Consider the following 14,086-nt stretch of genomic DNA (forward strand, 5'->3'; position numbering starts at 1 on the left):
GTCTATAGAATATCAATCACGATAAACTCAACCCGCCGGTTTTTTTGCTTGTTCTCCTCGGTGGTATTAGGCAGGAGCGGTTTCATTTCGCCATATCCTTTGGCTGCGAGCATTTTTTCGGGCACGCCCTTGTCCTTTAGCACTTCAACAATGGCTTGTGCACGTCGACCGGAAAGCTCCATGTTATCATCGTGAGTGCCAGAATTGTCCGTATGTGCTGCAATTTGAACGACCAGATTCGGGTGCTCCCACAGCAACTCATAAACCTCTTGTATCTCTGCCAGAGACTCTTCCAGCATTTTCGCCGAGTTGGTTTCAAAAAAAACTTCTTTTAGTTGGAGCTTCATGCCAACCTTAATAGGGCTTAGTTCCAGCGTTATTTTGATGTCAGGCCCCAGGTTTTCTTTTGCCAGATTGAACTCTACTTCGTTAAAGAGATGGCTGTCGGCTTTGCTGACAATGCGATAGTCTCCGCCTGCAGCAAGATTTAGTTTAAGCGTGTCGCTAAGCTCTTTGGCAAGGAGCACCTTTTTATTAAGCATGTCGAGCACTTTAACTTTGGCAGTGATGTTTTTCTTTGTTTCACTGTCGACTACTATCAAAGTTAACTTAGGATTTTGCTTGATGTTTTCAGGTGGCGCTTCTTCAGAGTTGTTGATGGAAGCCGTTGTTACTTCTGAGAAAGTCTTCAGGCTGATTTTAGCCACAGCAATTTGCGAAACGCTCAGAGTAATCAAATAGCACACGGCTACCCGAGCGAGTAGTTGGGACATTGGTTTCATGCAGGAACAGGTCGATAGAAAAATCGAATATATAAAAAAATATTTTTCTGACCCAAAGTCAGGTGTTAACGCTTATTTAACGGGTTTAAAACCTCTCTATTTGTGCGCCAATGGCGTTTAGACGTTTTTCTATGTATTGATAACCACGGTCGATTTGCTCCACGTTGTGGATGGTGCTGGTGCCCTCGGCAGACAGCGCAGCGATGAGCAGCGATACGCCTGCACGGATGTCCGGGGATGTCATTTGTATACTGCGCAATGGAAATGCTCTGTCCAGTCCAATCACCGTCGCCCTGTGAGGGTCACAAAGGATGATTTGAGCGCCCATGTCGATGAGCTTATCTACGAAGAAAAGGCGTGATTCGAACATTTTTTGATGGACAAGCACCGTTCCTCTGGCTTGGGTGGCGGTCACCAGGATGATACTGATGAGGTCGGGTGTGAAGCCGGGCCAAATAGCATCTGCAATGGTAAGGATGGAGCCATCAATAAAGGAATCAATCACGTAATGCTCCTGAGCAGGAATAAAAATGTCGTCGCCTCTGAATTCCAGGTTGATGCCCAGCCTTCTAAAGGTGTCGGGTATGATGCCCAGTTGATCAATGCGGGCATCTTTGATGGTGATTTCGCTTTGGGTCATGGCGGCGAGGCCAATAAAGCTGCCTATTTCAATCATATCGGGGAGCATGGTGTGCTCGGTACCCCCCAGGCTCTCAACACCCTCAATCACAAGTAGGTTGGAGCCAACGCCGGATATTTTGCCACCCATCCGGTTAATCATTTTGCACAACTGCTGGATATAGGGCTCGCAAGCCGCATTGTAAACAGTGGTGGTGCCTTTGGCCATTGAGGCTGCCATGATGATATTGGCGGTGCCTGTAACGGAAGCTTCATCCAAATGAAGATAGGTGCCGGTAAGCTCTTTGGCTGACACGTTGTAGAAGCCTGTGCCAAGGTGGTAGTCGAATTTAGCCCCCAGCTTTTGAAAACCAATAAAGTGCGTATCAAGCCTTCTGCGGCCTATTTTATCACCTCCTGGTTTTGGTATTTTTCCCTTTCCAAACCGAGCCAACAAAGGGCCGAGGATCATGATAGATCCACGCAACGATGCAGCCTTTTCCTTGAACTGATCGGACTCAAGAAAGTCCAGGTTAACGTCCTTGGCAGTAAAAATGTAGGATTCAGGGCCCGTTTTCTCTATTTGCACACCAAAATCAGCCAACAACTCTATGAGTTTGTTCACATCCCTGATATCAGGAATTTTCTTGATGTGTACTGGTTCTGCTGTAAGTAAAACTGCCGAAATTATCTGAAGAGCTTCGTTTTTAGCGCCCTGGGGTTGTATTTCCCCCTTAAGGCGCTGCCCTCCCTTTACCCTGAAAGAGGCCATCTAGTTTCTCCTGCGCTTTTGGAAATTACGTTTGTTTCTGTTGTTGTTGCCGCCTCTGTTGTTATTTTCTCGTTGTTGGCGGGGTTGGTTGGTGGCAAATTCTCTTTCTTTCACCAACGGGTCGAAAAGGTTTTGCTCCTTTACTTTCTCAATGCCAATCGTAAGATCCCCCTTAGAAAGCTGCTCAATGTTTTGAAGAATCACTTCATCGTCCACATTGTCACGGTTCCAGGCCAGCTGGAAGGTTTTCATAAGCTTACCAATGGAAATGACAGCAGCTTCACGCTCTTCAGCATCTTCCAGAGCCAGCGCCTTCTGGATCATCAGCTCTACATTTTTGCCGTAGTGCTTGAACCGCACGTTGTGCGTGTTATAGTCCATTTTCCTTGGCTTGCGACCAAGTATGCTCTTTTCAGGCATAGGAAAAGGACCGTCCACTTCAAGCTCGAAACCCGCCATTATGTAGAGGTCGTCCCAAACTTTCTGTGTGTACTCTGGATAATCTTTGGTGTTAGGATTGATCATCTTCATCAAATCCACAAGGGTTTCCGCAAAGCGGGTCCTTTTTTCTTTGTCCTCAATGGTCTTCACATAGTTGACCAGCTTTTGGACATTTCTTCCGTATTCTCTCAAAACTAAAGGGATTTTATCTTCATCGAAGTTATTCATAGGAACGCCTATTTGGTGCTACCCTAGCAGGGTTCCTAGCAATTTACAAAAATCGCAATGAAAGTTTCATCTAAAGGTAGAGTCTTCTTACTCCGAAATGAAACTTTTGGCGAAACTATTCTACTATTCTCAATTTGGCAAAGCTTAAAAGCAAAGTTTTTTCGCCAAACTGCTCAAAATCAATGATGGCCTTTCTGTTGGCACCGTCCACGTCCATCCTTATTACCTTCCCAAAGCCGAATTTCGGGTGTTCCACCCTGTTGCCGATTATTAAATTGCTGGTGTCGCTTGGTTTGAAATCGGATGAGGGTTGGTGGGCGGTTTGCTTTACAAAATGCCTTGGTGCTTGTGGTTTTTGCTCCGGGAAGCCTGCAATAAGCGAGCGCTTTCCAAAATGTTGAGCCTGCACGCCAGGTAGCGGTTCGTGGCTGCCAATAGATTTACTGACCTGCAGATAAGTGGTGTCGATGTCCGACAAAAAGCGGCTGGGTTCACAGGTTTTCAGTCTGCCATAACGATAGCGGTTGAGCGCATAGCTGAGGAAAAGATGCTGTTCTGCCCGGGTAATAGCCACATAGAACAACCTGCGCTCTTCCTCCAGGTCGGCCCGGCTGCTGAGCATCATTTGGGAGGGGAAAAGGTCTTCTTCCATGCCCACCACAAATACGTTTTTAAACTCCAGCCCCTTCGCCATGTGGATGGTCATCAGTGTCACGGCGTCGTCGAGCTCTTTGTTTTTGTCGTCGGCATCAGTAAGGAGTGATACCTCCTGCAGGAAGGCGCCAAGCGTTTTGTCGTTCGTTTCCGGATTGTCAACGAACTCTTTGATGGCGTTGAGTAGTTCCTGCACGTTTTCGTACCGGTTCAGTCCTTCCACCGTTTTGTCTTCGTAAAGCTCCTTGAGCAAACCGGAGTTTTTTGCGACCAGTTGAGCAGTGTCGTAAGCATCACTTTTTTCCATCGTGATGCGAAAGCTCTTGATCATGGTGACAAAGTTTTTGATGGCTTCACCGGCACGTCCACCCACAAAATGGTGGATATTTTCAAGAATCTCCCAAAGTGAAACACCCTGCTCATCGGCTGCAACAATAATTTTATCAACACTGGAGTCGCCAATGCCACGCTTTGGTAGATTGATTATGCGGCGAAGCGCCTGTTCGTCATTTTGATTGACAGCGAAGCGCAGGTACCCAAGCAGGTCTTTGATCTCCTTCCTTTGGTAGAACGACAATCCACCAACCACCTTGTACTTGATGTTCATTCGCCTGAGCGCTTCTTCCATCGCCCTCGACTGGCTGTTGGTGCGGTACAGCACAGCAAAATCGCTGTTATGGTACTGGTGGTTCATTTTTTGCTCAAAAATGGTCGAAGCCACCAGCTTCCCTTCCTCATTGTCGCTCACGGCCTTGATGAGCTCTATCAACCGACCTTCCTGGTTGGAAGTCCAAACGTTTTTGTGGAGCTGCGCTTTGTTCTTTACAATCACCGAGTTGGCAGCGTTGACAATGTTCTGTGTCGACCGGTAGTTCTGCTCCAGCTTGATGATCCTGAGGTCGGGGTAGTCTTTTTCGAAATTGAGAATGTTCTGAATATTGGCCCCCCGGAAGGCGTAAATACTCTGTGCATCGTCGCCTACCACAGCTATGTTTTGTCGGACGGATGCGAGCCTTTTTGTGATCAGGTACTGTGAAATATTGGTGTCCTGAAACTCGTCCACCAGCACATATTGAAACCGTTGCTGGTATTTGTTGAGCACGTCAGGGTGTTCTTTGAAAAGGAGATTGGTATTAAAGAGCAGGTCGTCGAAATCCATGGCGTCGGCCTTGAAACAGCGCTGCACATAAAGCTGGTAGAGCTTGCCAATATGCGGCCGCATCTGGCTTTCGTCGTCGGCCTGATACAACGGGTTGTTGATGTAGTCTTTCCACGAAACCAGGTTGTTTTTGGCGCCAGAAATGCGGCTAAATACAGCGTTGGCTTTGTAAACTTTATCATCCAGGCCCTGTTCTTTTACTATTGCTTTGATGAGCGACTTTGAGTCGTCGGCATCGTAGATAGTGAAGTTGCTCGGGTAGCCAATATGGTGGGCTTCCGAACGAAGAAGTCTGGCGAAGACTGAGTGAAAAGTGCCCATCCAGATATTTCTTGCATCGTTATCTACCACTTTCTCAATACGATTGCGCATTTCCCGGGCCGCCTTATTGGTAAAGGTGAGTGCCATTATTGAGAAAGGATCAACATGCTTGTACTTGATCAGGTAGGCGATTCTGTAGGTAAGTACCCTTGTCTTTCCTGATCCTGCACCCGCAATGATCATGGTCGGCCCTTCCGTATTAATCACCCCTTCTCGCTGAGGTTCGTTTAGTTCTTTTAGAAATTCCTCTTCCGCATCTAGACTCATGGCTGCAAGTTAACAAATGACTGGCTTCTCATGCGAGGAAACTTTTGGAGGAATTTTGATATCTGGAAAATTAGGGAGAAGGAGCCTGCGGAAATCTGCATTTGCAAGACGGCTAATGCCGGAATGTTTTGATAATGGTTCAAATACTGTCCGATTATTCTACTCGTTTATTAATTTGCCAGCCTTCTAACAAAGAACAGTGTATGAATTTGACTATCCGTGAGGCATCATTGGGAGATGCCAAGATTATTATTGACTTCCAGATAAAAATGGCCTGGGAAACTGAAAAACTGAATCTGGACAGGGCCGTGGTTGAAAAAGGTGTCATTTCTGTTTTCAACGATCCAAATAAGGGCACGTATTTTGTAGCTGAAGAGGAGGGTAAGGTTGTTGCCTCATTGCTGATCACCTTTGAGTGGTCCGACTGGAGAAACAGCACCATGTGGTGGATTCAGTCGGTGTTTGTGATAGAAGAGTCCCGGGGAAAAGGTGTTTTTAAAAAAATGTATCAGTTTCTCTCCGACAAAGTTAAAAGGATTCCTTCTCTGGCAGGCCTGAGATTGTATGTGGATAAAACCAACACATCGGCTCAGGGCGTGTACAGCAAACTTGGTATGAATGGCGACCACTACCAGTTGTACGAATGGTTAAAGTAGAAGGAAATGAAAAAGGTATTATTTGTGCTGGGTTTCGCATTGCTAGTCTATGGTGGCTACACGGCCTACGAATTCTATAATTCTTTGGGGTTGAGCCCAAGGGGGCAGGCGACCTACCAAACGCAGGACATTACCATTGATCTTGACTATGGCAGGCCTTACAAGCGGGGCAGGAAGGTTTTTGGTGGACTGGTGCCATATGGTGAATATTGGAGAACAGGAGCCAACGAAGCTACTGAGATTGAGTTCAGCAGAGACGTTGTTTTTGGCGGTAAGCCGGTAAAAAAGGGAAGATACCGGCTCTACACTATTCCAGAATCTGCCCGCTGGGCAATAGTACTTAACAGTGAATTAGCCCAGTGGGGTAAGTTCGAACCCAACTATGACCTGGATGTGCTGAGGGTGGAAGTGCCGGTGCTTAACCCAAAAAACGAAGTAGAACAGTTTACCATTGAATTTCAACCCGACAGCGCTGGAACGCAACTCGTTTTCAGGTGGAATCGCACCCTAACCAAAGTACCTATTACCTGGGAAAAGTCCGTCGCCAGTTCAATTCAGTGACTTCCCAGTTCAATGCTGGAATTGTGCACTTCGGTACAATAGGCTGCGCCATTAGGTAACTCACTGCTAGTTTAATAGTCTAAAGCTCAAAACTAAAAAGGACTATTATGCTTAAGAACTATCTCAAGATTGCGCTGAGGAGTATGGCGCGCCAAAAGCTTTTCAGCTTCGTTAATATTATTGGCCTTTCTCTGGCTATGTCAGTATCGTTGATGCTGATCACGATCATCCACAATCAGTATAACTATGATAGCTTTCATGAAGGAGCTGACCGGCTCTATCGCATTGAGAGCCATAACCCCAACGACCCTCGCCTTTTTGGCACTACCGCCAGCACGCCACTGCCTTTCAAAAAAGCGCTGGAAGACCAGTATTCCTATTTCGAAGCTTACACCAATTTAAGATCTGATTTTAGAAGGGAGGCACAAACTGACGACAAAGTGCTCCATGTGGAAGGGCTGCTGGCCGACGATAGCTTTTTCAAGGTGTTTTCTTTTCCCCTGGTAGAAGGAAATAAAGCCACCGCCCTAACGGAGCCATTTTCTGTGGTGGTGACCAAAGAGACTGCCGAAAAGTTCTTCGGTAAAAGAGACTCCTATCTTGGCCTGGTGCTGGATTACACGGAGGTGGGGCCTTTCAAAATCACCGGTGTGCTGGATATGTCAAACCTAAGTAGCCACATGAACTTTGAAGCGCTGGGGTCCATGAGCACACTGGGCGCAGTGGAAGAAGCGGGGGTATTTTCGGATAAAAAGAACGACAACTGGACAAACCTATGGGTCGGATACAATTACTTCAAGCTGAAGCCAGGTGTTGACCCAGCACAGGTGGCAGCCACTGTTCAACAATTAGCGGAAGAGAACATCCTGTGGCCTGAGGACAGAGACCATTACACTTTTGGTATTGCACCGGTGACGAAAATTGCCCTTGGAAATATGGCGGGTAATGAGCTGGGCTTTTACATTCCCAGTATTGTTTTATTTTTCTTCGGCTTTCTGGCTCTTGTAGTGATGGTGACGGCGCTTTTCAATTATACGAACCTGTCACTGGCGAAATCGCTCACCAGGGCCAGGGAGATTGGGGTTAGGAAAGTATCGGGTGCCAGCCGCCGCCATGTTATCCAGCAGTTTGTGGTAGAGTCTGTCGTTATGGCTGTGCTGTCTCTGATGCTGTCTGTGCTGATACTCAGGATCATGATTCCTGCTTTCAATGGGCTTGAAATATTTACGCTGGCCGAACTGAGGGTTGACTTTTCCTTCAGCTCGTTCCCTTATTTCCTCGGCTTTAGTGTTCTTATCGGGTTGGTTGCCGGCATTTTTCCAGCCCTTTTCCTTTCAAAATTCAGCCCTGTGCAGGCACTCAAGGGCTACCATGGCGTGACGAGCCCTGGCAACAAAAGGGGGTTTGTATCCAATTTCTCCATGAAGAAGGTGCTCATGATGATTCAGTTTGGCTTGTCCATCTTCATGATTATATCCATTCTGGTGATGAGGGAGCAAACTAACTTAATGGTGAACTCAGAATATGGCTTCAATGAAGATAATCTGATGGTGATAGAGTTGCAGGAGAGCAAGCCGGAGATTGCAGCCGCAGAGTTCAGCAAAAATCCAGCGGTAAAATCTTACACATTTGCCTCGCACAATCCGGCAGTGGGCAGAAGCCACGGAGCTGATTGCCAGAGAGATGAAAACAGCGAGCGATTTGGGCTCTATCATTTTTCAGTTGACAATAATTACGTTTCAACGTTTGGCATTACCCTGCTTGCGGGCAGAGACTTCGAAGCAGCCGACGGCGCAGGGACCGAAAAGTCTATTATCCTCAACGAAACCGCTGTGAAGGCTGCCGGCTTTGAAACTCCCCATGAAGCTATTGGGGAGGAAGTAATACTGAACAAAGAAAACAGGGTGCGAGTGATTGGCGTCATCAAAGACTATCATTTTCAGCCTCTGATGACCGGCATTGAGCCAATGGCGCTGCGCTTCAGGCCGGACGAGTATGAGAACCTGTATCTGAAAGTGGTTTCTTCGGACGCTCCGGCGCTGATAAGCGATTTGCAGGCAACCTGGCAGACCATTGATAGTAAGCGAGAGCTGAAATATAATTTTCTTGACGAGGAATTGGATCACACCTACTTCTTCCTCGACGACATAACCTCTATCGTGACTGCAGTTTCGTTGTTTGCTATCTTTATTTCTTGCCTGGGGTTGCTGGGAATGGTGAGCTTCCAATTGCAAACCAGGGTAAAAGAAATCGGCATCCGCAAAGTGCTCGGTGCCACAACGCAATACCTGATCATATCACTCACCCGACAGTTTTCCATTGTCATCATTATCGCTATTATCGTGTTTGTACCAATGAGCGTAATAGTAAGCCAGATGTGGCTGAATATGATGGCGGTGCGTGTTTCTGTTGGTATTGGCGTTGTGTCAATGGCGCTGCTTATCGTGGGCTTATTGGGGCTGGTAACCATTAGCTCCCAGGTGATTAAAGCCGCTACTGCGAACCCGGTGGATGCCTTAAGAAATGAGTAGATATTCTTAAGTATGTTGGTAAAGCTCTGGCCACTGGTCAGGGCTTTTCTTTGTTCTAACCCATAGCCCATGCTTTCAATCAATAGTTTCATTAAATTGTGCTGCTTACCCAGTGGACTAACCAGGCATTTATATGAAATCGTTGAACCCATTCTTTCTCCTCATTGCTGTTTTTTTTGTCTGCGGCTGCGTTGGTGACCCCAATGTTGGCGATGGCTATGATTTTGCAATTACCAATGCTAACCTCGTCACAATGACCTCTGACAAGGTGGTAACCGGGCAGGTGGTGTATGTGAAAGACGGTTTGATTGCCAAAATAGTAAGTGAAAAGCATTTCATGCCTAGTCAGGCAGCTACTATCATTGATGCGAAAGAAGCCTATCTGGTGCCAGGTCTCACTGAAATGCATGCACACATACCTCAGCCAGGTCCAGGCCCTGATAAAACGCTTGAAACGCTCTTCCTTTATCTTTCTCAGGGCGTCACCACCATCAGAGGCATGCTTGGCCATCCTGAGCATTTGAAACTCAGGGAGCAGGTAATGGCCGGAGAAATACTTGGGCCCAGGATTTTCACATCAGGCCCTTCTTTCAATGGAAATAGTGTGCCCACCGGAGAGTCGGCTGTGAAACTGGTGAGAGAACAAAAGGAGATGGGCTACGACTTTATGAAGCTGCACCCCGGCATTAAGTTGTCGGTTTTTGATTCAATGGTAACGGCAGCCAAAGAAGCTGGTCAGACTTACAGCGGCCACGTGTCAGTGTTTGTTGGCATACGTCATGCGTTGGAGGCGGGGTATGGAACGGTAGATCATGTCGACGGCTATGTCGAGGGGCTGGTGCCGGACACTTTAGGGCTCGATCCGGAAAGCAATGGGTTCTTCGGCGTCGACTGGGTGCCGTATACAGACATGGGCCTTCTGGATGGGCTTATTCAAAAGACTTTGGACAATAATGTGGCAATAGTGCCTACTCAGTCGCTGTTTGACCGCTGGATATCAACCAAATCGGCTGATGTATTGCTGGCCGAGCGAGAGATGATTTACATGTCGCAGCAGACCCGGGCAAATTGGAAAAGGTCGAAAGAGAACTTTTTGAGTGGGCCAACTTTTAGCGCAGCCAATGCCAACAGGCTTAATGAGATCAGGAAAGTAATGATCAAAAAAATGCATGAGGCAGGTGTGCCCATCATTTTGGGGTCGGATGCTCCACAGGTGTTTAATGTGCCGGGGTTTTCCGCCCACCATGAGCTCAAGTCCATGATCGACTGCGGGCTAACGCCTTATGAAGCGCTAGAAGCCGGAACCGTTAACAGTGCCATATTTTTCAATCAAAAAGGGAAGTTTGGTGAAGTAAGTGAAGGTGCCTCGGCCGACCTGGTGCTGGTGAAGGCCAATCCGCTGGATGACATTACCAATATGAGCAAGATTCAGTGGGTGATGGTGAGAGGCAAGCTGCTGGACAGGCAGTTTATTGATGGCGAGCTGGCTAAGATTGCGGATTTGTATAAGGAATAGACTGTCTAGAACCAGAATGAATATAAGGTAGGATTTAGGGAGTAAGTATTTGGCGACTACTTTCGGCTACTTTTAACTATTCTTTCTAACTCGTTATAATCCACAATTCTCGTGTTCTCAAATGCACCCATCGTGAGTAAGTCTTTGTCTCCTGTGACCAGAAAGTCTGCGTTTCCGTCATTAGCTAAAGCAAGAAGATAGTTGTCCTTGGCGTCCCTGCAGACGTTAATTTGCGAGTGTGGTTGTATTGTTATTGATCGTTCTTCTACCAGGATGACGAGTTCCCTAACAAGTTCCTCAGAAAAGTACTTATTAAACTTTGGTCTTGATGTAACTTCGATAAGTTCGCTGATCAATTCATCCGATACAACCAGCTCAACGGCACTTGAGTGAAGATATTTTGGCAAATCCTTCAAAACTTTGCCAATAAGAAAGGAAATAAAGATGTTAGTATCGATTACTACTTTGTACCTGATGCTTCCCTTCATCATACCTTTTTTGTCTTACCAGTTCAACTTCCTGGGAGATTTCTTCCATTGTTAGCTCGTCTGTGCGGAATTTCTGAAGTAAATCCTCGAAGCGCTGCAAGTACGTTCTGTCCTGAAGAGCTTTCAATAGCTCTCCCTGATCCTTCTTGCTCATTTTACTCACTAAATTGAAAAGCTGAGCTCGGCTTATTTTGAGGTTAAATGTATCGTTGGAAGCCATACTTTAGGTAAACAGTTAATTTGGAAGAAGCGTTTCTATAGCCTGATCTTTCTTCTCTGTTATTTACAAATAACGATATTTTTTGAATTTGATACGCATATCTCGTTTTAAACTGTTGGCTTTGAGGTCTGGTAGGTGATGATAACTGGGAAATGATAGGCGTCTTAGAATGAATCGTTGTTTTACTCCGTAAATAGCCAGAACTTTGCACCATGATACTGGTAGAAAACGCCGTCATCTCTGACGATATTAAAGAGCAGTTGTTTGTTTGTGACCTTACCAAGTGCAAGGGCGCTTGCTGTGTAGAGGGTGACCTGGGAGCCCCTTTAGAGGAAGATGAACTTCAGCAAATCGACAGCATTTTGGAAGATGTGAAGCCTTTTATGGCTGATGCGGGAGTAAAAGCCGTTGAGGAAAATGGAGCCTACCTGCTCGACGAGGAGGGCGACTTTTCTACCACTACTATCAACAACAAGGAATGCGCCTTCGCTATATACGACGACAGAGGCATTTTAAAATGCGCCATTGAGCAAGCCTGGCTGGCAGGAAAAACAAAATGGAGAAAGCCTATTTCATGCCATTTGTACCCTATCAGAATATCAAAATACGATAACTACGACGCCCTTAACTACCACCGCTGGCAAATATGCGCCCCTGCCTGTGACCATGGCAAAGAACTGGGTGTGCCTGTCTATAAGTTCTTAAAGGAAGCGCTGATCCGTAAATACGGGGAGGCCTGGTATCAGCAGTTAGTGGAAGAAATTGAAGGTTGAATATTTCCTTAGAAGTGAATAGGTACCAGCAGTGAAACCTGATGCGCCAATACATTGTCGCCACCTGTGACACTTCCCAACTGTGAAATATTGTCGAGGTAGTCAGTGGCTGTGTTCAACAGCGTGAATTTGTAGCTTAAGCCAAAGTTGTTTTGAAAGCGGTAGGCCGTGCCGATGCTAGTTGGCAGGAGCAAAGCAATATTGCCTGCTGACTCATTAGCGGCTCGAGTATTTGTTTGATTGGCCAGGCTAATTCCCTGCTCGTCTTTGGCATTGTATCTCATCAAACCGATTCCCTGCCTCAAAAAGACCCTTACCCGACTCCTCAGATAAACATTCCAGTGAAGCTGGTAGTAGGCTGCTACAAAAGAATTGCTAAAATAGGTATTGGGCTGTCTGCCACTTTCAGGGCTGACATCAAAAGCCGGATTGAGATCTTGTCCGGTAATATTACCGATGATAAGATTCACGCTGCCATTCCATTTCTTTTGAGTCTTAAATTGCAAGCTCGTGTACAGCCCACCAGTCCATTTGCTGTATTTGTCCCCCAGGTCTCCTTTGTATGCCTGCGTATTGAACCCAACCGACAGCCACTTCAGCGTGTCCTGAGCGACCACACTAGTGAAAGACATCTGAAGGAAAAGGAGAAAAATGATACGCATACAACGAAGATAATAGTTTAAAGCGACTTAGCGGCATCAGTTATCCATGCCCAAACTTCGTCTACATGCCTTTGCTCCAGCCTGGTGTTGCCGAGCACCATTCTGATGCAATACACCCCCTTTACTTTGGTGTGGGAGAGAAAGGCTTTCCCGGATCCATTCAGGGTTTTTATCAGCTGTTCATTCAGCTGATTGAGTTTTTCTAAGCTGTTTTCGTTGGCTGGCTTGAAGCGGAAGACTACTACATTCAAAGATCGTGGCAAGATGAGCTCAAAATCTGGGTGACTTACAACCCTCGCTTCAAAATCTTCAGCATAGGACATATGCCCTCTTAAAGTCTTTTGTAGCCCATCTATCCCAAAAGAGCGGATAACGAACCACAGCTTCAATGCCCTGAACCGGCGACCCAGTTGCACGCCCCAATCCCTGTAGTCGTTCACCTGCCCACGGGTGGCGGTTTTGAGGTATTCAGGCAGTATCTCAAAAGTGCGAATAAGAGCCTCCTTGTCCTTCACAAAGTAAGCCGTGCAGTCGAAATGTGTAAACATCCATTTGTGCGGATTGAACACAAAGCTGTCGGCCAATTCCTGACCTTCCATCATCCAGCGGCACTCCGGCAACAGCAGAGCCGTGCCAGCATAGGCGGCATCCACATGTAGCCACACATTGTATTTATTGCAAACAGCGCCAATTGCCTTCAAGGGGTCAACCGCCACAGTACTGGTGGTGCCTATGGCAGCCACCACCGCTAGTGGTGTATATCCGGCCTGAATATCCTTTTTAATGGCATCCTCCAGCAGATCAGGCTTCATTGCGAGTAGCTCATCTACAGGCACCTTCACAACGTTTTTCTTTCCTATACCAGCTACTTTGGCCCCTTTTTCAATCGACGAATGAGTCTCAGATGAACAATATACCCTGTATTTTTCGGTGCCTATGAAGCCTTCGTCATTCACACGGAAGCCACTTTGCTTTTCCCTGGCGGTAAGAAGCGCCACGAGGGTGGCCGTAGAGGCGGTATCCTGAATCACGCCGTGCCATGCAGTGGGTAAGGCCATCATTTCTTTGAGCCAGTTCATTACCATCTCCTCAAGCTCTGCTGCTGCCGGAGACGTTTCCCAGATCATACACTGAGCACCAAGCGTGGTGGTTAACATTTCGGCCAAAATAGAAGGGTAGCTTCCGTTGGCTGGAAAGTAGGCGTGAAAATGAGGATGCTGCCAATGTGTAATGCCCGGCATGATGATGCTCTGAAAATCTTTGAAGAGGCTGTCAAAACTTTCGCCTTGAAGAGGAGGGGAAGTTGGTAGCTGTTTAATTATATCGCCAGGCTTTGTGGCGGGTTTTACCGGATATTCCTCGATGTTTTCGAGAAAATCTGCCATCCAGTCGACGAGGCGATGGGCTTCCACTCTAAAGGTTTCTGGTGTCATCATA

General features: G+C 46.8%; 13 protein-coding genes. 5 read left to right on the forward strand and 8 right to left on the reverse strand.

The features are described 5' to 3' along the window. Positions 1-2: 2 nt before the first annotated feature. From RIG68_RS12060 to RIG68_RS12075, 4 genes are all read right to left on the reverse strand, one after another. Positions 3-773 carry an OmpA family protein gene (locus RIG68_RS12060; RefSeq protein ID WP_350122414.1) on the reverse strand — a complete coding sequence of 257 codons (771 nt, stop codon included), beginning with the start codon at positions 771-773 and terminating at the stop codon, positions 3-5. A 94-nt stretch (positions 774-867) separates the two neighbouring features. Beyond that, entirely contained in the window at positions 868-2,172 is a 1,305-nt protein-coding gene (gene murA, locus RIG68_RS12065; RefSeq protein WP_350122416.1) for a UDP-N-acetylglucosamine 1-carboxyvinyltransferase, read from the reverse strand. Further along, positions 2,173-2,841: a DUF4290 domain-containing protein gene (locus RIG68_RS12070; protein WP_350122418.1), complete on the reverse strand. Its 669-nt coding sequence runs from the start codon at positions 2,839-2,841 to the stop codon at positions 2,173-2,175. 115 nt (positions 2,842-2,956) lie between these two features. After that, the gene (locus tag RIG68_RS12075) at positions 2,957-5,242 is read right to left on the reverse strand and encodes an ATP-dependent helicase (protein ID WP_350122420.1); all 2,286 of its coding nucleotides are present in this window, start codon (positions 5,240-5,242) and stop codon (positions 2,957-2,959) included. 203 nt (positions 5,243-5,445) lie between these two features. Here RIG68_RS12075 and RIG68_RS12080 point away from each other — a divergent pair, with 203 nt between their 5' ends. The 4 genes from RIG68_RS12080 (at position 5,446) to RIG68_RS12095 (ending at position 10,506) form a co-directional block, all read left to right on the forward strand. After that, positions 5,446-5,898: a GNAT family N-acetyltransferase gene (locus RIG68_RS12080; RefSeq protein WP_350077980.1), complete on the forward strand. Its 453-nt coding sequence runs from the start codon at positions 5,446-5,448 to the stop codon at positions 5,896-5,898. A gap of 6 nt (positions 5,899-5,904) precedes the next feature. Continuing rightward, on the forward strand, positions 5,905-6,459 hold the full coding sequence (locus tag RIG68_RS12085; RefSeq protein WP_350122422.1) for a DUF2911 domain-containing protein: 555 nt from the start codon (positions 5,905-5,907) through the stop codon (positions 6,457-6,459). 107 nt (positions 6,460-6,566) lie between these two features. Beyond that, complete coding sequence (locus tag RIG68_RS12090) at positions 6,567-8,990, forward strand: ABC transporter permease (RefSeq protein WP_350122424.1); 2,424 nt, start codon at positions 6,567-6,569, stop codon at positions 8,988-8,990. A gap of 133 nt (positions 8,991-9,123) precedes the next feature. Beyond that, entirely contained in the window at positions 9,124-10,506 is a 1,383-nt protein-coding gene (locus tag RIG68_RS12095) for an amidohydrolase family protein (protein ID WP_350122426.1), read from the forward strand. 56 nt (positions 10,507-10,562) lie between these two features. Here RIG68_RS12095 and RIG68_RS12100 read toward each other — a convergent pair whose 3' ends face one another. Both RIG68_RS12100 and RIG68_RS12105 read right to left on the reverse strand, forming a co-directional pair. Beyond that, positions 10,563-10,997 carry a putative toxin-antitoxin system toxin component, PIN family gene (locus RIG68_RS12100; RefSeq protein ID WP_350122428.1) on the reverse strand — a complete coding sequence of 145 codons (435 nt, stop codon included), beginning with the start codon at positions 10,995-10,997 and terminating at the stop codon, positions 10,563-10,565. After that, positions 10,954-11,148: a hypothetical protein gene (locus tag RIG68_RS12105; RefSeq protein WP_350122430.1), complete on the reverse strand. Its 195-nt coding sequence runs from the start codon at positions 11,146-11,148 to the stop codon at positions 10,954-10,956. The genes RIG68_RS12100 and RIG68_RS12105 overlap by 44 nt, the downstream gene beginning before the upstream one ends. Before the next feature lie 278 nt (positions 11,149-11,426). Between RIG68_RS12105 and RIG68_RS12110 the strand changes: the two genes are divergently transcribed. Then, a complete protein-coding gene (locus RIG68_RS12110) occupies positions 11,427-11,987 on the forward strand; it encodes a DUF3109 family protein (RefSeq protein WP_350122432.1) in 561 nt (186 codons plus the stop codon). A gap of 8 nt (positions 11,988-11,995) precedes the next feature. On the opposite strand, the gene RIG68_RS12115 is transcribed toward RIG68_RS12110, so the two are convergent. Continuing rightward, positions 11,996-12,649, reverse strand: coding sequence for a hypothetical protein (locus RIG68_RS12115; protein ID WP_350122434.1), 654 nt, complete (start codon positions 12,647-12,649; stop codon positions 11,996-11,998). Positions 12,650-12,666: 17 nt separating this feature from the next. Further along, the gene (locus tag RIG68_RS12120) at positions 12,667-14,085 is read right to left on the reverse strand and encodes a pyridoxal phosphate-dependent decarboxylase family protein (RefSeq protein ID WP_350122436.1); all 1,419 of its coding nucleotides are present in this window, start codon (positions 14,083-14,085) and stop codon (positions 12,667-12,669) included. Position 14,086 lies beyond the last annotated feature (1 nt).

Origin of the sequence: Imperialibacter sp. (assembly GCF_040222385.1) — a bacterium.
Taxonomy (GTDB): Bacteria; Bacteroidota; Bacteroidia; order Cytophagales; family Cyclobacteriaceae; genus Imperialibacter.